The following is a 19,800-nucleotide window of genomic DNA, read 5'->3' as shown; positions in this document are numbered from 1 at the left end:
CCACCGGCACTATTGGGTATAAGGGTGAGTCTGGAGCCACCGGCTCTACCGGATATATAGGGGCAACGGGTGCTATCGGCTCTACTGGCGACTTGGGCTAATCTGGATCCACTGGTTCTACTGGGGCGACCGGGGATGCTGGAGCGACCGGCTCGACTGGGGCCACAGGAGATTCGGGAGCCACTGGTGCTACCGGCTCTACCGGTGATGCTGGCACAACAGGCTCGACTGGAGCTACCGGAGATGTGGGCGCCACCGGTGCTACCGGCTCTACTGGAGATACAGGCACGACAGGTGCCACCGGCTCTATAGGGGATACGGGTGCGACAGGCATGACCGGCGCTACCGGAGATGCCGGCTCAACGGGCTCGGCCGGCGCTACCGGAGCGACCGGTGCCACTGGAAATACAGGCACGACCGGCGCGACTGGTCCAGCCTTCTCTGGGGAAAGTTTCTCAGCGTTCCTGTCCACAGTCAATACGTCCACAAGTACGCAATTAACAGGCTGGACAGTAACCTCCCCATATTACGACAGCACCAGTTTTGATGAGGTTGGTGGGAACTATACCGTCCCGGCGACGGGAACTTACGCTATTGAAGCTACCATCAATTATTCCACGACCGCAGCGATTACAGTCAGCCTTGGTTCCGGGGTCACACCCTACTTTGTTGTGCGCAGAACATCGCCCACTGTTACAGCTTTAATCAGCGGAGTTTTCCCGATCTTAAACGCTAACGTTGCATTGGTACTGACTTTGCGCAGCATCCTCGGCAACGGAACCGTAACACTAAGCGGTTCGGTAGCATTAACCTCAGGCGACGTCATAGGTTTATTCTATGAGGCCAACGGCTTAACTCTCTCCCTTAACCTAGGGGGAGGAGGAACGCAAGGTATCGTTTGGTCCGTGTTCAGATTGTCCTAAGTTCACATCTATCGTTAACTTAAAACGTAAATTCCGCAGGAATTTACCATATACAAAAAAGCAATAAGACACCAAGGGTATGAGTTTCCGACCTAACCGATCTCAAACCCTGGTGTCTTCACTTTTCGCCATTAAGCCAAAGCTCTTATTGTAAAATGCATGACAACCGAACATCAGCAAATAGATTTGCAACACCTAAACGTTCCAATCCTTTGCCTTGTTTTTGGGGAGCATCAGAATACACTTTGATACTTGAGTATGTGTTTCAAGCTTTCTGCAACACCCTCCTCCGATTGATTAAAGTAGGCTAGAATATCCTTTTGCTTTTTCGTCAGCGGGTTGTGCATCATTACCCCGGTTGGGTAGACGGCTACTTTGATCTTTCGCATTTCGATAAAGATTCTATCCAGGGAGAGGCGCTTCTTGAGGATATAGGGCTTTATCGTATTGAACACATACGTCCTCAGGATCAACGCCAGGAAGGCTAAAAACATCTTTCCTTCTTCCGCCTGCGCCGTATGAATTCTCAATCGTTTCATATCTAAATCATTTTTTATACGGTCAAAGGATTTTTCGATCACGTCCTTCATCCGATAAATCTCCAGGATGTCCGCCGTGCTTTTCTGGAAGTCCGTACTCATCACTAGAAAATATCCCATGGTCTGCATATAAGCATCAATGACCTCGTGGTTGGCTTCCACGCTGAGGATGGCATCCTCTTTGTCTTTGAAAATATGAAAAAACGGTTCTGCCTCACGAGGAATGAGGCCTTTGGCGATGGAGGCTTGCCACTTCTTGAATTCTGTCTTGAAACGGTATTTCTCGTCCGCCATCTTTTCATCGGAATACAGGAGATGAACTTGACAGCGAAAGTCATAATCACTGCGCTCAACGGCTATACCATTGACATCGCCAATACCCAGATCATAACGCGAACTCTTGACGTCTTCGCCATGGACCAGAATAATCTGCTGGGATAGGACCAGCCTATTGGGCATACCGATGATAAACCCACGGGTATGGTGGTTCAGATAAACCAGATTGTCTTTGCTGAAAAATCCTCTATCCATCACAAAATGCGTGTTCTTAATGCCAACCTTATTACTGCCTTCCATCATGGCAACTAAATGGCTTTTATCAGGGATGCTGCCGTAATAGGTTCGGTAATAGACCGGCAGCCTCGTCGTCTCGCCAAAGTACATGCCCAGATTAATCTGCGGCAGTTTCTCCTTGTCGCGGTTATAACCAAATTCCACCTCTTCATTGAGCTTGCTGTAAGAAGAAATCGATGTTATATCATAGGCCAGGTATTCTTCCTGCTGGCGTATATGGACCCATGCCCGGAAAAATTCATTGCGCTTGGCTTCATCAATAACTCTCAGAATCCTTGAGCATTCTTGAGATGTAAGGATAACCTTGCTTCCGGTGAGCGTTTCTTCCATCCAGTCCTCGCAATGAGACAAAACATTGCCTTCCAGAGCCATATAGATGGACAGCATTAAGATACTTTGGGCATCTTCGCCGAAGACTCTGCCTAGCAACGTATCCAGCTGAGATTCCCGGGTGATCGCCTTCAACAGAAAGTAGCTTCCATAATTCTTGATGCTCTCGATCGGAACAGTCCTTAGCTGTGGCTTCCCACCGTAAATCTTGAAATAATTATCATTTGGAATCAACATACCAGTTTGCGTGTCATATTTACCGATGATGGTTTGGGAACTCGTCGGCTGACCTTTGTCATTTCGATAGCCTTTGCCAATATGGTACACATATCCTGACTTCTTGCAGGAGACATTACTTTTCGGCATGGAGACGAAGGTGTATGCGGGAGCTGAGAGTTTCGTCATGAACATCCCTCCTAAAGCCTTATGTATATGATTGCATTATACCATATACATAGACCTTTATCTTCCCCTTAATATGAAAAAATACCTGTATTTAAGCTATAATTTCTATACTCTTATACAGGTATATGATATTTTTTTGCGGGATTTAGGTTAAAAAGAGCTGCTCGAGAGCGGCTCTTTTGCTTTAATCCCTATAATGGGCTTAAATCTTAGGATCATTATTTCCATTAGTTTGATATTCATTCTCTTCCGAAGAATCAGGGATGTAGTATAGACTGTAATAAGGATCACATCTGGCTATGTATGACAGCATTTTAGAAAACGATGTTCTGAAGGACATGTTATCGCCTCCCAAGATTTGTTATACTTTAATCTTTACCATAATCGTCAAAGTATGCAAATCCCACATCATTTTAATTTCTTTTCATATCCTTTATGAAACATTGGGATTATATCCTACAGTTCGTAAAATCCACAAGCATCTATTCGATCACTTTCAGTCACAAGAATTATTTGAATACAGTTTTTTCAGAAGCTCTACTTTCTTCATCTGCCTCTTTTCTCTCAATAAGTAAAAGTAAGGCAACACAAATTAATTTCAACTATTATTCGTTAAGTTGTCTTCCAACATTATCTACAATACACCATAAATTCTTCATACCCTTCCAAACTCCTCCATCAAAAACAAATAAATACTCTTATTGAGATATTTAAATAATGCACCATTTCCGGATATATCATTGTGAACATAACTTCTAAAATATTCAGCACCTAAAGATATATCAATAAAGGAATATCTTAATTCAATGTCGAAATTCCCCCATAAATCCTGTCTAAAGTTTATTCTGTTCTTGTGGTTTCACTAAACTAATATTCGGAGGCCCTTACATGAAAATCGAATATGTTCTCTCTATTGCACCTCATTTACACCAATGGTTCGATCAGGATATTTCTGTTTTTGTTGCCAATTATGAAGTTATTTTGGCAGCTTACAATAACCCCCGAATCAATTTGGGCGTACAAACGGAGGACTCTATCAGTAAATATCTCAATACTATCACATACAAAGTTTTACAATCCGGGCAACGCACAGTTACCCATGTTTCTAAAGAAAATTCTCAGTTTTCCTTCCCTTATGTCGCTATAAGCAACCCAATTCTTGATGACGGCAAAATGGTTGGAGTAATCACTGTCACCGTATCTTCAGAAAGATACAATACACTGCTGGAAATAGGCGAAGAAATTTTATCCTCGGTCGAAGAAATTTATGCATCCTCTGAAAACCTATCGGCCCAAAGCCAAGAACTTTCCGCAACTGCTAAAACTATGGACAACGAAACCTCACATGTTAAGAATGATATTCTTCATGTTTCAGGCATTACCACATCAATTAAAAAAATATCACAGCAAAGCAATATTCTGGGAATTAATGCCTCTATTGAATCTGCCCGTGCCGGGGAGAATGGCCGCGGATTTAGAGTTGTTGCTGAAGAAATTCGCAAGCTTGCGGAAAACACAAAAGACTCGGCGATAACAATAGAACAAGACGTTATTGAAGTACAGTCCTCTGTCAACCGTTTGGTGGAATCCGTAAGTCAGCTAGCTGTGGTCAGCGAATCTCAGGCCCAAGGAGTAACGGAACTTACTCAAGCTTTAAGCAACATTTCACAAATGGCTGAGCGACTCGTTAAATTGAGTGAAATATAGCTTTAACTATGTAGGACCGTAACTGTTCTTTTTTCTGGACAGTATAACAAACACCCTTCCAACGTTTAAAGTTGAAATTAACGTGGAAGGGTGTTTTGTTCAGCTTTAAAATAAACTCTGTATCGGAAACACACATTCCGGTCCATCATAGCGTGAAGAATTAATCAATGTTGATACCTCGTGGACAACCATTTGTTCCGCCGGAAAAGGTCTCAGCAATTCTTTTATTTCCTGATTGTAAGTTACACTTTCGTCCAGCCAAAGACTCTCCTTATCCTGGGGTAATATAACCGGCATCCGATGATGTATCGGCTCTAGCAACTTATTGGACGTCGTCGTAATAATCGTACACGAGTTTATGGTTTGACCTGCAGGCGACAGCCAAGAATCCCATAGACCTGCAAAAGCAAAGGATTTGCCGTCTTGCAGTGTGATTCGATAAGGTTTTTTCCGCCGACCTTCCTCTTTCCACTCATAAAATCCATCAGCTATAATCAGGCAACGTTTTCGTGCTAATAATCCACGAAAACTAGGTTTTTCCTCTAAAGTCTCAGCACGGGCATTGATCAATTTGTCCCCGATACTCGCATCCTTAGCCCAATAGGGAATCAATCCCCACTTGAAAAGATGCAGACTGTTTTTTCCGTCTTGCCGGATAACTACGGGAACCGGTTGAGATGGTGCAATATTATAGCGTGGTACAAAATCGAACTCAAATTGAATTAATCTAAAACGTTCGATGATATCAACAAGTGCCACAAACGAAAATCGGCCGCACATTTTGTCTTCAGCCCTTCTTTGCTTATTTGTGTTTTGAGTAAGTCTTAGCCGAATAATTTTTTGAAAATATTCAGCTTATTCCCATAAGGCGGGTATCTAAGTTTTATATCTATCAAATTTGATTTTTTGAGAATGCTTTTGGTATGGGTAAAGGTATCAAAACTCCATTTTCCATGATAGCCACCCATTCCGCTTTCTCCGACTCCTCCAAAAGGCATAGAAGATGTGGCAAGATGCACGATCGTATCGTTAATACACCCGCCTCCAAAGGATATACTCTCCACAATTCTAGCTTCAACTTCCTTGTTGGTCGTAAATAAGTATAAGGCAAGGGGTTTGGGGAGACTATTAACTGACAATACGGCCTCGGAAATATCCGAAAACTCTATCATGGGCAAAATCGGTCCAAATATTTCCTCCTGCATTATTGGGTCCTCCCATTTTATTTTGTCTAAAACTGTCGGTGCAATACGAAGGTTTTTTTCATTGAACTCCCCGCCGGCAACAATCTCTCCGTTGCTTAAATAGCTTTTAATCCGTCTAAAATGTTTTTCATTAATAATTTTCGGATATTCCTCATTGGCACATGGGTCTTTACCATAGAATTCTAATATATATTTCTGTATGCCCCTGATAAGATCCTTTTTTACTTCTTTGTGAACCAGAAGGTAGTCCGGAGCAACACAAGTTTGCCCGGCATTCAAGAATTTACCCCAGACGATCCTGCGGGCAGCGAGGTCAATATTTACCTCTTTGTCTACCATGCAGGGGCTTTTTCCCCCTAGTTCTAAAGTGACCGGGGTAAGGCTTCTGGCAGCAGACGCCATTACAGTTTTTCCTACAGAGACACCACCAGTAAAAAATATATAGTCAAATTTTTCATCCAATAAGGCTTGATTCGCCTCTCTCCCACCTTCTATCACTGCAATGTAATTTTCTTCAAAGCATTCTCTTAAAATCCTGGCAATTACAGCCGACGTAGCAAATGAATAAGCGGAAGGTTTTATGACCGAGCAATTTCCCCCTGCTATGGAGCCTATCAAAGGAGCAAGGGTGAGCTGGAACGGGTAATTCCAGGGCGACATGATCAGGGAAATACCATAGGGTTCGGGTATTCTATAACATGAAGACTTAAAATGCATAATTGGCGTCCTGACCCTTTTAATCTTAACCCAATGGGGAAGATGTTTTATCGCATAATCCAATTCCTCTGAAACCATCGCAATTTCCGTAGCATAAGCTTCAAAAGCAGATTTATTTAAGTCACTTTTTAAAGCATCCAGGATATCTTTTTCGTGTTCGCAGATGGACCTCTTTAAGGTCTTTAATGCTTTTAGGCGGAAATCCAGACTAAGTGTTTTACCAACCTTAAAAAAAGTCCTTTGCTCATCAAGAATTTCTTTAATATCGGACATTTCATCACTCCTTTCTACGATTCTAGGATACTGTAATAAAGCTTTGCCAGATCTTCTTTAGCCAAAATCTTAGGCACAGGATAGAGTGGGTTGCTTTCCGCTAAAGCACGATTGACCATCAATGGAATATCACTCTCAACAATACAATTTATTTTATCGGGTATCCTCATTGATTCATTGAGACTTTTGATGGCTGCAATAAATTTTCCTGCTTTTTGTTCAAGGGAGTCGCCCGCCGCACTTAAGCCAACCAAATCGGCAAGCTCCGCCAAAGGTTTGTGTGCCGACTTGCCGTAATACTCTAAAACATAAGGCAAAATAACGGCATTCGCCAAACCGTGGGGAGTTGAGTAAAATCCGCCGAGGGTATGGGCAATCGCGTGTACATAACCAACATAGGCCCGCGTGAATGCCAGTCCCGCTAAAAATGAAGCCTGTTGCATTTTTCTGCGGGAAGCCAAATTTTCCCCGTTAGAATAGACTTCGTAAAGGTTTTCAAAAATTAATTTTACCGCTTCTTTACAATACCGTTTTGTCGCTTTTGTGTTGCTTCGGCCAATATAAGCCTCTACTGCATGGGTCAAAGCATCCATCCCAGTCGTTGAGGTAATATCTTGGGGCAGATTAACTGTCAGGACCGGGTCAAGTACGGCATAGTGCGGAATCAAAGAAATGTCATTGATAGCATACTTTTCATGCGTCTTACTGTCAGTTATTACTGCAGCAAGAGTTGTCTCACTTCCTGTTCCTGACGTTGTTGGGATAGCAAAAAGCGGAGGAATCTTTTTCATAACCCTAAACACCCCTTTCATCTGAGGAATGCTCTTTTGTGGTCTCGCTACACGTGCTCCCACACCTTTGGCACAATCCATTGATGAACCGCCGCCAAAAGCAATAATAGCGGTGCATTTGTTCATCTTATAGTTCTCCAGGGCTTCCTCAATATTATCAATAGTTGGATTCGGAACAGTTTTATCATAAATTACATAGTTGATGCCTTCATCACTTAAACCTTGGAGCAGACCAGCCATAAGCCCAAGCGATGCGATAACACTGTCTGTGACTAGCAAAATGCAGCTAATACCTTTACTTCTGATCAACTTTGGCAACCCGTCCACACTGTTTTCTCCTTGAATTAACTCCGGCTTGCGCCAAGGCAACAGATAGGAAAATGCTTTGAAAACAGCTTGGTAAATCCTGCAATACAATTTATACATGACAACCCCCTCTTTCCAGTTAACACTCTCGACATATTTATTGCACTTGTCACGCCGGCAATCGTTTAAACATCCACTTCACTATAATAATAATCGTCTGTTTAAGCCATAGACTTTTGGAAATTTGTAAAAAAGTGTCTTTTAAAGATCTTCCACATTATTCTTGTATTTCCTTCCTGCGATTAAAAGAGAAGTAAAATAAACAAATAAGCCAGAACAATTTAATGTCCTGGCAATTCAGCGGGCAAGCTTAAAAGCTGCCCTTCATTTAGTTTCACTTTGTCTTCACAATAATGATTCACTTAGGCCCTTACCCCTGACAATCCTTTAAACTCAATTTAGGATAAAGCTCTGAAATTACACCTGTTAGACCGGTTATCACTTTGACATCGTTTCATATAAAATACCTTTAATTTCTGTTTCGGGCATTGGCTTATAAAATAAATAACCTTGAACGATGTCACAATTATAACGTTTCAGATACTCTAATTGTTCCTCTGTTTCCACCCCTTCAGCAATAACACTTAAATCGAGATTATGGGATAAGCTGATAATTGAATTTACAATGACATTATCTGTTTTGTTTTTATTTAACCCTTGGATAAACGCCATGTCAACTTTAATTTTATCAATTGAAAACTTTTTAATATTGATAAAAGAAGAATATTCTGTTCCAAAGTCGTCAATGGAGATTTTGACTCCTAACTTCTTTAACTTCTCTAAATTTTTCTCAGCAAATTCATTGCCTTTTAATATCATTCTTTCCGTAACTTCAAACTCTAATAAAAAAGGATTTACCCCACTGTCTTCAATAATTTTGGCAACGTTGCTAATAAAATCACCTTCATTTAATTGATTGATGGAAAGATTAATGGCCATAGAATACTTGCCTTGACGATAATCCAGACTATTCCATTTTTTTAATGATTCACAAGCCTTTTCGATCACCCAGTAGCCTATGGGTACTATTAATCCTGTGTCTTCAGCTAATGGGATAAACAGAGAAGGAGATATATAGTCTTCATTATTCGGCTGCCACCTTAACAACGCCTCGAAGCCGACAATTTTACCCAAGTTAATATTAACTTGCGGCTGGTAATATACGCTCAGTTCACCTTTAGAAAGTGCTTTATAGAGGCTGTTGCGAAGAATTGTTTTAGAGGTCATTTTATTTTTCATTTCTTCAGAAAAAATTTTTACCTTATTTTTGCCTGCACTTTTTGCTTCATACATAGCTATATCGGCATTCATGATTAACGTCCCTGCATCCCGCCCATCGGTGGGATAACGGGCTATACCTATACTGGCCGTAAGATAATTTTCTTTGCCATTAATTATAAATGGTTCATTAAAAACATTTAAAACTTTACGGGACAAAGACTCAATAATATCCGCTTTCTCATGTTCAGCAATATCGGTAATTAGTATTAAAAATTCATCGCCACCGATTCTTACTACTAAGTCGTTTTTTCTTACCACTTTTTTAATCGAATTTGCATAATGGCACAGTAAACTATCCCCGTTATAATGGCCATAAGTATCATTAATTAATTTAAAATTATCCAGGTCTAAAAACATAATAATAAAACATTCGTACCTTCCATTTTCCTTGAGGTCTTTAATCAGTTTATAAATAAACTCATTAAAGTAGCGACGATTAGGCAGCTTTGTCAACTCATCATGATAAGCAATATAGCGTATTTTATTTTCCGCACTTATTCGATTTAAAGATTCTTCTTCTAATTCTCTGATTTTTTCATTCACCTTATCTTTTAATTTATAATTATGTTTTTTTAAAGTATCTTCCCTCTTTTTTCTTTCAGATATATCGTGCAATATAATAAGAATTCCATAAATATCCCTAAATTCATCGTAAATTACTTTTCCGGATAATTCGCATTCCAGCAAAATATTATTCTTTCCAATTAAAGAGACTTCTGCTTTATTAATAGTTCCATGCTTATAAAGATCACTCAGTACATCTATCTCACTGATGATAAAGGAGTTAAAATCTTTACCTAAAATATCATTGCTGTCTAATATCTTCAAAACAATGTCATTGACTTTTATGATCGATAAATCGTACCCTATAACAAAAATAGGATCATCAACAATCTTAAATAAATATTCCGATATATTTTTAAATAAATATTTTGGTTTAGGGGTTATCGTAATTAATTTGTATTTGCTAATCGAATACCAAACTCCAATTATACCCAGAGAAGCTATAATAACATCAAGCGGAAGTCCTCTTTGTTGAAATATCGGCAAAAAAGTATCGGTAATGAACCCTAAAGTAAAGGTAAACAAAGAGCTGGTTATAATTATTCTTGCTTGCTTTTTTTCCCTTTGCAGCTGCGACGTTTTCCCAAATCTGTATAAAATCCAGATCCCGCAAATAAAATAAACAATATAATATATGTCGAATAAACTTTGAAAAATTATTGGATATCTATCCAGCCAATTACCATTTAAGCGATAAAGAACAAATGACGGCTTATACTGCAAATTATATATAAAGAACAAGAGAGAAGGAAGATAGAGTAAAATTCTAAATTTGGGTTTTATCTTTTCTTTATTTTTGATTAAAAACGTAAGATCCAGCCAAATGCTGAAAAAGAAGCACCAACCTAAGGCAGCTGTTAACCTCCATAAATTTGCCAAACTAATATTTTGGGCAATCAACATCAGACCATTGCCGATCGTCCAAGAAAATAAAAACAGACACATTAGAGACAATGTTTTACTTATAATTGAACTTCTATCTTTGATAATTACATATATCCCAAATAAAGCATAGAAGATAGAAAACGCGAAATAGAATAAGAAATATATCGATATCATTTGCTAAACTAACCTCTCTCAAATAATACAAGCTGAAATGAGGATAAACAAACCTAAGTGTGTAGTTCTACAAATTTCGATATTATCCTTCTTTGAACCGGAATCCACTAACTTGACGTTTGTGAATTTCCTGCCGTATGATCAGATTTTTTCCAAACAGCTATATACCGGAGTAGACAGAATAAAAAAGTGTAAATCATTAGGCGATTTACACTAAATGAATGCCAAGAGTTTTTTTATCCTCCAAAGAGAGTTCTCAATCAGAGTTGAAAGCAAATTACGGCCTGCCTATACAACCTCAGTGGCGGTCAGGATTAGACCCTGAATTTTCCGACCAGCTCACTTAACTTCCCAGCTAACGCCGCCTGGGCTAAAGCCGAAGAATTCACTTGTTCAACGGCAATTGTTGTTTGGCTGATACTACTAGAAATTTCCTCTGAGCTTGAGGCAGACTCTTGGGCTGTATCTGTCACATTTAGAATAGCCGAGCCAATTTGATCCATTATCTGGTTCATTAAATGCGTCGACGAAGCTATTTCCCCTGACATCTCAGCCACAAAGTAAGAATCCGCCTCATACTGTGATCCTATCTGAGCATAGTCCTCATAATCTTGTCTTACTCTTGTGTCGATAAATCTTAATAATTCCTGGGTATTCAAGACTAAATTGCTAAAAGCTCTTTGAACACTGCTAATGACATTGTGAATATTCCCAACTGCTGATTGGGACTGCTCGGCTAACTTGCGGACTTCATCGGCAACCACCGCAAAGCCACGTCCTGCATCCCCCGCACGAGCTGCCTCAATACTGGCATTAAGAGCCAATAAATTGGTTTGCCCGGCAATTCCTCCAATCGTCTCTGCCATCACTTTAATTTCTTCCACAACTTTGGCTTCATCTAACGCTTGTTTAACTTTTATTTCTTTGTCCTTATAAATGGACTCTGCTTCAGCAACCGCATTCATCCCCCGACTTTTTACTTTGACTGCCCTCTCTTTAATTGCAGAAACATTTTCCTGACCTTGATCCGCTTTGGCGGATAACTTCTTTGTAAACTCTTGAAGTTCCAAGGTCGAAGATTCTACTTCTTCAGTACTTGCGCTTAACTCCTCGGCACCTTGAGCAATTTGTTCCGTGGATTTTTGGATAATTTGCATGCTGGCTGAAAGTTCTTCCATAGTCGCAGACAGTTCTTCCGAATGAGCATTCATGGTCTGGCAACTGTCAAGGATATGGGAAACTAATTCTTTCATATTCTCCATAGCCTTATTAAGGGATATGCCCAATTGTCCGATTTCATCCGTACCATAAATCTTCAGCTTTCTAGTCAAGTCTCCATTACCCAAAGCTTCTGCCAGTCGAACGATATTGCCGAGCCGCCAGGTGAGATTCCTTGCTAAATACAGTCCAATGATTAGGGCTAAAATAACGCTTAGCCCTACCAAAACGAGCATGACTTCACGGGTTTTCTCATAAATTGCTTGATTAGTTATTTGCTTTTGCTTAGCTGACTTTTCGTTAGAAGTAATTAAATTATCCAAGTTAGCCAAAGCTTTATCATTAGCTTGTAAAACCTGTTCCAATACTCCGGCTTCTAAAGAATTTCCTTGATCCAGCCTTGCAATCATATTTTCACGCTGCTTACGGTAATCTACCTGATTGTTCTTAAAATCAGTGTATAATTGCTTATCAGCCGAAGTAAGTTCATTGGCAAAAACCATTTCGTAATTTTGTTCGCTCTTGTTATTAGCTTCTGAATCACTTGCTATTTGTTGTTTTAAAGCCTGTGCCTTCATTTTGTCCGGTGTCGAAGAAAGTAAAATTAAATTTGAACGGTTTTTTAAAAAATTCATCCGTATTTTATTAAGTTCTTGGATTGACATGAGGTTGACGGAGTAAATCATAGTTCCGTCGTTATTTATAACACCTAAGTTTCTTAAACCTATATACCCTACTAAACCTAACAAACAAGCCAAAATTGCAAACCCTACTGTCAACTTAACCTTCCAAGTGATATTGTTTACAAAGCTCACCTTTCTTACCCCCATAATCATATTTCCATATTATATATAACCTTGTTTTAAAAGTAATTAGATTGTCCCTAACTTGTTTTAACCAAGTATTATCTTATAATATGACTTGCAAAGCATTTATTTTACTAAATTCAACAGAGTGCAGATTCACGTCAGCTATTTGACATAAAAAACAAAAATTTGCTAACAATCGCAATTATATTAAGTATAACTTGGCTTATATTGCTTAACAATCAAATTTTTTCGCATTATTTCTACAAATTTCAATTAATTTTATTATTTATCGACAATATTAAACCTCAACATTACTAATTGCGAAAAGCTGATCAGAGCATTGATTTTAAAGGTAACCTAAAAAACAGCTCGACAACTAAGGGCTTGAATACACAACTGTATCCAAGCCCTTACTAATTTTCTCACTCTCTTTTTAATACCCAATCATGAGGACATGGGAATATTCGGGTTTTTCTTTCTCCTTTTAATCTGGTCCCCTTACATGCTTTAAATACTGATCCAATTCAATTATTTATAGCAAAATATCATCCTGTACTATCCCGGTTGTTGATGATATAAGATAAAGTATGCTCCTAATACCCCGGCACTTTTTTACAGCTTTTACAATCAGGTATTTTTTTCAATATACCTTACATTCGCCGTTTATATCTAATACTAATTGGCTTTTAAAATATTATTAATATTTTATGGGATAAATCCTTAATACTAATAACTATGTCTTTAATAATTCATCATTTCAAATGCAAATTAGTATAAATTTCTAAATTTATAAACTTTTAAAATTTTTAATTTTAAATTTTTTTAATATTTAAAGCTAAAAGCTAAGACCTGCTCATCTTAGCTTTATTATTTCGTATGAATTATTATAAAGGCTTTGACATAATGCAAAGATCACGCCTTGTTTCCCACCCGTTCGCAGTCCGGAACTCCTTTCCCTGGCTAATTTTCCTGAAACACGAAAATATGACACTTATCTATCCCAATATCTTTGAGTTTGCTCAAACAGCTTTGAACCAATTCTCTGCCTAACCTTTTAATCTGTATTCCTTTCTGGCGGCAAGCTGATGGAATGTTCTCCCTTGAGTCTGTGCCGCTCAGCCCAATTCCTTCAGTACTTTTCTATAAATCAATTACTGAAACACAGTCTTAGGCTGTATTGCGCATTGCTCTCTTTTTTTCGAAATCTGCCCATCTTTCTTCCATTGACATAGCTCGCGTCTTCTTTCTTTGGGGAACTGCCTCCAAATCTCCTTGGTTGCCCGCGTCAGATTCATCCGGGGACTTTGTTGAAACTTGAACTTGAATTTGAGGTTGGAGCGACATCGCTTGTTTTTCTTCCTCACCCATATTGTTAGCCTCTTTAAGTTCTTCCATTTCTGCAACAGTATGTGCTATTCTTGTGCTCGTTTCTCTTACCCGCTTATCAATTATTCTCTCTTTTTGCAGGATTAAAGCAATTTTCTTTTCTAAGAAAACAGCAACCATGATCAAAACTCCAAGAAGCAGGCCTTTAAGTAACCCAAATAAACTAATTTCAAAACTAATCCTTTGACAAGATTCAAAAATACTATTAATCATTTGAATCACCTCGCTTTAGTTTTGGCATTCACCGGTTACCCCAATTTTTTTATTTATATGGGAATCTTTAAAAATCTACTTCGTCAAATACCCAGGATTTTCCTCCTGTATATTTTGTAAAATAATGTAATAAATATTGTATTTTTTAAACTAAAAAAGCCCAATAACTGATTGAGGGAAAATCAGTCTATTGGGCTCGTTTTCTAATTTCGGCAAGTTTCAGTCAGGTCTATGGAAAGCTTTGTTATTTAGTAAACCTTCATTTTAGGTACGTTCACATTAACTCTACAATCGTAGCGACAGCCGGTCCTCCTCCGGCACAAAGCGATGCGCAGCCATAACGCCCTCCCCGGCGCCGAAGTTCATGTATAAGGGTGACAATTAAACGTATGCCTGTATCTCCAACCGGATGACCTAAGGAAATACCGGAGCCATTGGCATTGACTATATCCATACTCAGCTTCAATTCCCGATTTACAGCCAGGAATTGAGCGGCAAAGGCTTCATTTAATTCCCAATAATCAATTTCTCCAGCCTGAAGTTGAGCAAATTTCAAAGCCCTCTTCACCGCAGGTACAATCCCAATCCCCATAATTTTCGGGTCGACTGCAGCAGAGGCTGTGGAACGAATCTTTGCCAAAGGAGCAATTCCAAGTTCAATAGCCTTTTCCTCTGCCATCAAGATTAAGGCCGATCCTCCGTCATTCAGTCCGGAGGCGTTGCCGGCAGTTACCGTTCCATCCTTTTTAAAAACAGGTTTGAGCTTTTTTAAAGCTTCAAGATTGGTAGCCGGATTGGGATGTTCATCTGTCGCTACCACCACTGATCCCTTTTTGCTTTTGATCTCAACAGGTACAATTTCGTCAGTAAATTTTCCTTCCTGGATAGCTCGAATTGCCCGCTGCTGACTTAAAAAAGCCAGCTCGTCTTGCTCCTCACGGGAAATATTGTACATTTCCGCCAGATTCTCCGCAGTAACGCCCATGTGATAATCGTTAAAGGCATCGAATAAACCGTCGTTCAGCATGGAATCCAGCAGGTCGCCATTCCCCATACGGTAGCCGCTGCGGGCCTTCGGCAAAAGGTAGGGAATATTTGACATACTTTCCATGCCCACGGCAGCTCCGATATCAACCTTACCCAGGGCAATCTCTTGCGCAAGTATTTCCGTGGCACGCATAGACGAAGGACAAAGTTGATTGACGGTAACGGCCACGGTCTCCAAGGCACAGCCTGCTTTAAGGGCAACCTGCCTGGCAGGGTTTCCTTTTAAACCGGCCTGAAACACATTTCCGGCCACAACCTCCTCAATTTGGGAAGCAGCCAAGTGTGATTTCTCCAGAGCTGCTTTTAAAGCGATCACCCCAAGTTCAACTGCTGAAACATCTTTTAAAGCTCCTAGATAATCTCCAATCGGGGTACGCTGGGCACTAGTAATGACAACTTCTCGCATCGCTCTTTTCCTCCTCATTAAATGCTGATCCGCAGGTTTATATTTCAACATTCCACATCGTTCTCTAATTTCCTTTTTAGGAAGTATCTAAAAATAGTTTATAAAGCTTGAGATGATAACATTCTTGCGGAAAAGGTTCCCTTGTTTAGTCGGCAGCTTCAGGTAAAGGCCAGATGACGGGAAAATTATTGGGATGACTTAGGGCATAGGGAAGTGAGGCGACCCCTAAATGATTCTGCCTTAAAATCCCCAGCAGCTTTTCTAATTCCGAGCTTAAGTCGGGTTCCCAATGCAAAAGAATAATGCTTCCCGGTTCGAGGGGCTTGCCATTATAGGTCTGCAACTCATTGTTGCTCATTGTGGCATTCCACATAATTACATGCTTTATTCCCGCTTGATACACCGCTTGAGAAACCGTTTGATTGTAATTGCCGTAAGGTGGCCGGAAAAGCGTTGGCGGCGAAAATGAGGATAAATATTTTTGGGTTGTTTCGATTTGGCTTATAACTTCCTGGGTGGAAACCTTTGTCAGATCCGGGTGAGATAATGTATGATTCTCGATATCTCCTCCCGCTGCCATGAATTCCCGCCAAAAATCCGGATGTTCTTTAGCTGCATTTTCAATTAAAAAAGCCGATATCGGCACATGCTGCGCACGCATAATCGCCAACACGGAATCAGTGGGATACCAGCCGTCGTCCACCGTGATAAAGACGGCGTTAGCAGTTGTCGAAACAGACCAGACAACGTCGGCTGCCGGTCCGGTAAGCTGGACGGCTTGTGGGGGTTGGGTTGGCGAGCTGCTTTTATCGGAGTTTGCGGCCGGGGGCTGTTCCGAAGAAGAAGAGAGATCAGATTGAGAGGTGGACTCTCCCGAATCAAGAGAAGAATTGTCCGGCTCCGTAGGTTTGCTGTCCTGTATTGGAGCTGTAGTCTCCGGTACTTTTTCCGAGTCTACCGCCAGTTGAGGTTGGCTTGATGCTCCGGTCGAAGCGTTACCATAACCTAAAAAAATCATTCCCCAAATTGTCAGGCCAATTGCTATTCCGACTAAGCTTGTAATTACTGTAACTATTGTTGCTTTCTTCCTCTGCATAGTTCTCACACCTTTTTATTTTCTAAAGAGCGACAGCAAGTTGTTGTAAACAAAGTTAAAATTCGCCTTATAACTTCACTATTAGTTTATTTATTACTTATTCGTCCTTATTTCTTAATTATCCTTTATATTTGATAATAGTTTCTACAATCTTTAGCATAAAACTTTTGTCACAAAGGCTTTGAGCCTTTAGTTATCGGTAGTAGGCAACTATCTATTTTTCCGAAAAATTGTCCATCACCCAATGATTAATGGTGTATCTTTCCTGCGACAATATTTTTCAGCAGTTCTTTCCTTTAACTCCTGATATCCTAACTTTGTGGGATATAAAAATGCTCCTCCTGACAGTAAACAGTTTATCATTTAAACTGCTTACCGCAAGGGGAGCATATCCTTTGCTTCCGAGGCTTTAATACTCTCGAAAAAGGCCCTGCCTCCGATAAAGTAGACTTGATTCAGGTGGAGTTTTTAACTCCATCTGAATCTTAGTCGCACTTATCCAGAGACTTAGCCGCTCTTAACTCACCGCTTGCCGAAGCGGGAGTCTTAGAGCGGATTAGTCAGCGGATAACTTGAAAATCAGCAAATTAAGCTTAATTTTTCACACGCGGTTCTTTCTGTTTTAGTTTATACGTTGTCCTCGCCCCTTTATGGCGATTTCCGACACTGCGATCCTCATTATTTAACAAGATATCGTCAATTCCAATTTCAGCATAATCTCCAGCAAGAGTATCAATACACCGACAGCAATTATCGCATTGTTTAGTCGGATCAAGATCGCAAAGATCGCACTCGCCGCAATTAATGCAGGGGCGATCTTCTAAAATACAGGGTTTGCCAATTACTTTCAAACTAATCATCCCTCAACTCTATTGATTCAACCTTTTAACCGGGAATAAAGAAAGCTTGGTTGATGCCAAAGGTTTTCAGAGTGCTATATTCTTTCTGACAGTATAATGAAAACCCGGCTTCGCCGAGCCTTAGCGAAGGCGAAACCGTTGGTTGCCCTTATGCAGGAGGAAAGTATTAACGAAGTTATACTTTCTGAATGTATAAAAAAACCCTTTGGCTTTGTCTCTCAATCATATCACAAAATTTGTCCTCCTGTGCGCTTAACTGACAAATCTTTAGTCTTAAAGCTGTCCCAAAGCCAACTGGAGTCAACAATTTCTATAGTCACCACCGTATTTGTTTATCTCCGCCCCAACGAAATAGGCAAGCAAGATTTAGTATATCCATTTTCCTCCCCTTTCGAACCCTAAGCAAATTGGAAAGCTGAAGGTCAAGTATCAACTCCTATTTACAGGACTCTCTTCCCAGAATTGCCAGACAGCCAAGAAAGAATAGGGATCAATCCATTCTCCGTCAGGGAGCTCTATGCCAAAATGAAGGTGATCCGGAGTCGTCAAGGCATCTCCGGTATGCCCCATGCTCCCTATCGGCTCCCCTGTTTCAAGGCGTTTACCTTTTACCAGTTTAGGGGAGATTGCTTGCAAGTGAGCGTAATAATAGTAGTTGCCGTCATCACCACGTATTCCAACCCGTTCCCCGCCCAGACGATTCCAGCCTAATTGCTCTATAATTCCTCCCCGGCAATTGATAATCGGTGTGCCTTCGGCTCCGAACAAATCCGTACCTTCATGCCTGCGTTTACCACCCTCCCGATCCGCCCCAAAGCTATCTTCAAACCAGGTCTTTCCAACTACAGGAAACCTATATTTATTGGGGGTCAAAAAGGGATAGCGGATTAATATTTCTCTATGTCTTTGCAGGTCTTTCATAATCTGTTTTGAAAGAGTTCCCGATGTTAACTCTGTAAAGGCAATCTTTTTTTGAAGTTGTTCGATTAGCGGCCGAGCGTTCTCTTCGGAAAGGGTCGAGCGTACAGCCAAAAGATCTTCCCAGGAAACTGTCTTTGCCGTCCCAATTTCCTGAGCACAGATTTTCACAAGGTTCGGAGAAATAGAAAGCAAATAGGGATAGACATCCTTTTCTTGCCTGGGCGCACGATGAAGCAACACCCAAAAAGTAAAGGCGGCAATTATAAGCAGAGAGATCTTGGCTAAGACGCTTAAACCACTCACATTATTTTTAGTTCGCATGAACGATCATCCTCCTCAACATTTGGCTTCACAATCGTCTTTCTCACGAACATTTGTTTGCACTTTAATTGCAGGAATGGTAAAATAAACTTGAAAAGATAGGGGTGTGAATAATGTTCCCAGATTTATCAGAACGACAGGCCAAAATTTTAGAATTTATCAAACAAGAACTTCAAAAAAAGGGCTATCCTCCTTCTGTTCGGGAAATCGGTGAAGCTGTTGGCTTACTGTCAAGCTCCACAGTTCATGGTCATCTCCAGACTCTTGAGGATAAAGGATACATCCGTCGAGACCCTACAAAACCCAGAGCTATAGAAATTTTAGATAGTTCCAGTGATCCTCTTGACTCGAGAAAAGTAGTACATATTCCGATTATTGGCCGTGTTACTGCCGGGCAACCGATCTTAGCTGTCGAAAACGTTGAAGGTACTTTCCCTTTGCCGGCAGATTTGGTACGGGAAAATAACGTTTTTATGCTGAGAGTCCAGGGAGATAGCATGATTGAAGCCGGAATTTTAGATGGGGATTTAATCATCGTTCATCAACAACATGAAGCTCGCAACGGAGAAATTGTCGTTGCTTTAATTGGAGACGAAGCAACTGTTAAGCGTTTTTTTAAAGAAAGAACACTCATTCGTCTGCAGCCTGAGAATTCAGCCATGGAACCTATATATTCTCAGGACGTTTCCATCCTTGGTAAAGTTATGGGAGTTTTCCGCACGCTCCATTAAACTGCATTTTACAGCCACACTTAACCGCCTTCTTTATTGCCCTTTAGATTACTATTCAC

General features: G+C 40.3%; 14 protein-coding genes and 1 pseudogene. 3 read left to right on the top strand and 12 right to left on the bottom strand.

What is annotated here, in order from left to right:
* Window positions 1-434: pseudogene (locus REC12_RS26595) on the top strand (exosporium protein); the annotation flags it as partial.
* A 722-nt stretch (window positions 435-1,156) separates the two neighbouring features.
* Here the strand turns inward: REC12_RS26595 and REC12_RS03955 are convergent.
* Together REC12_RS03955 and REC12_RS03950 are read right to left on the bottom strand one after the other, a co-directional pair.
* Window positions 1,157-2,770: an IS1634 family transposase gene (locus REC12_RS03955; RefSeq protein WP_308892514.1), complete on the bottom strand. Its 1,614-nt coding sequence runs from the start codon at window positions 2,768-2,770 to the stop codon at window positions 1,157-1,159.
* A gap of 202 nt (window positions 2,771-2,972) precedes the next feature.
* The gene (locus REC12_RS03950) at window positions 2,973-3,110 is read right to left on the bottom strand and encodes a hypothetical protein (RefSeq protein WP_308892513.1); all 138 of its coding nucleotides are present in this window, start codon (window positions 3,108-3,110) and stop codon (window positions 2,973-2,975) included.
* 548 nt (window positions 3,111-3,658) lie between these two features.
* On the opposite strand from REC12_RS03950, the gene REC12_RS03945 reads away from it, so the two are divergent.
* Window positions 3,659-4,477 carry a methyl-accepting chemotaxis protein gene (locus tag REC12_RS03945; protein ID WP_308892512.1) on the top strand — a complete coding sequence of 273 codons (819 nt, stop codon included), beginning with the start codon at window positions 3,659-3,661 and terminating at the stop codon, window positions 4,475-4,477.
* A 105-nt stretch (window positions 4,478-4,582) separates the two neighbouring features.
* On the opposite strand, the gene REC12_RS03940 is transcribed toward REC12_RS03945, so the two are convergent.
* From REC12_RS03940 to REC12_RS03895, 10 genes are all read right to left on the bottom strand, one after another.
* Window positions 4,583-5,257: an SOS response-associated peptidase gene (locus tag REC12_RS03940; RefSeq protein ID WP_308892511.1), complete on the bottom strand. Its 675-nt coding sequence runs from the start codon at window positions 5,255-5,257 to the stop codon at window positions 4,583-4,585.
* A 44-nt stretch (window positions 5,258-5,301) separates the two neighbouring features.
* Window positions 5,302-6,672: an aldehyde dehydrogenase gene (locus REC12_RS03935; protein WP_308892510.1), complete on the bottom strand. Its 1,371-nt coding sequence runs from the start codon at window positions 6,670-6,672 to the stop codon at window positions 5,302-5,304.
* 14 nt (window positions 6,673-6,686) lie between these two features.
* Window positions 6,687-7,889 carry an iron-containing alcohol dehydrogenase gene (locus REC12_RS03930; protein ID WP_308892509.1) on the bottom strand — a complete coding sequence of 401 codons (1,203 nt, stop codon included), beginning with the start codon at window positions 7,887-7,889 and terminating at the stop codon, window positions 6,687-6,689.
* Window positions 7,890-8,267: 378 nt separating this feature from the next.
* On the bottom strand, window positions 8,268-10,733 hold the full coding sequence (locus REC12_RS03925; RefSeq protein WP_308892508.1) for an EAL domain-containing protein: 2,466 nt from the start codon (window positions 10,731-10,733) through the stop codon (window positions 8,268-8,270).
* Between the two features lie 314 nt (window positions 10,734-11,047).
* Complete coding sequence (locus REC12_RS03920; protein WP_308892507.1) at window positions 11,048-12,766, bottom strand: methyl-accepting chemotaxis protein; 1,719 nt, start codon at window positions 12,764-12,766, stop codon at window positions 11,048-11,050.
* 1,161 nt (window positions 12,767-13,927) lie between these two features.
* Window positions 13,928-14,359, bottom strand: coding sequence for a hypothetical protein (locus REC12_RS03915; protein ID WP_308892506.1), 432 nt, complete (start codon window positions 14,357-14,359; stop codon window positions 13,928-13,930).
* Between the two features lie 274 nt (window positions 14,360-14,633).
* The gene (locus REC12_RS03910; protein WP_308892505.1) at window positions 14,634-15,812 is read right to left on the bottom strand and encodes a thiolase family protein; all 1,179 of its coding nucleotides are present in this window, start codon (window positions 15,810-15,812) and stop codon (window positions 14,634-14,636) included.
* Between the two features lie 145 nt (window positions 15,813-15,957).
* A complete protein-coding gene (locus tag REC12_RS03905; protein WP_308892504.1) occupies window positions 15,958-16,908 on the bottom strand; it encodes a polysaccharide deacetylase family protein in 951 nt (316 codons plus the stop codon).
* Window positions 16,909-17,501: 593 nt separating this feature from the next.
* On the bottom strand, window positions 17,502-17,768 hold the full coding sequence (locus REC12_RS03900; RefSeq protein ID WP_374214166.1) for a hypothetical protein: 267 nt from the start codon (window positions 17,766-17,768) through the stop codon (window positions 17,502-17,504).
* Window positions 17,769-18,197: 429 nt separating this feature from the next.
* Complete coding sequence (locus REC12_RS03895; protein ID WP_308892503.1) at window positions 18,198-19,010, bottom strand: M23 family metallopeptidase; 813 nt, start codon at window positions 19,008-19,010, stop codon at window positions 18,198-18,200.
* Between the two features lie 113 nt (window positions 19,011-19,123).
* Here REC12_RS03895 and lexA point away from each other — a divergent pair, with 113 nt between their 5' ends.
* A complete protein-coding gene (gene lexA / locus REC12_RS03890; RefSeq protein WP_308892502.1) occupies window positions 19,124-19,741 on the top strand; it encodes a transcriptional repressor LexA in 618 nt (205 codons plus the stop codon).
* The last annotated feature ends 59 nt before the right edge of the window (window positions 19,742-19,800 follow it).

The sequence above is a fragment of the Candidatus Desulfosporosinus nitrosoreducens genome (assembly GCF_030954495.1).
Classification (GTDB): domain Bacteria; phylum Bacillota; class Desulfitobacteriia; order Desulfitobacteriales; family Desulfitobacteriaceae; genus Desulfosporosinus; species Desulfosporosinus nitrosoreducens.
The sequence above is the reverse complement of the archived record's forward strand: the minus strand, read 5'-3'. Positions and strand labels throughout refer to the sequence as shown.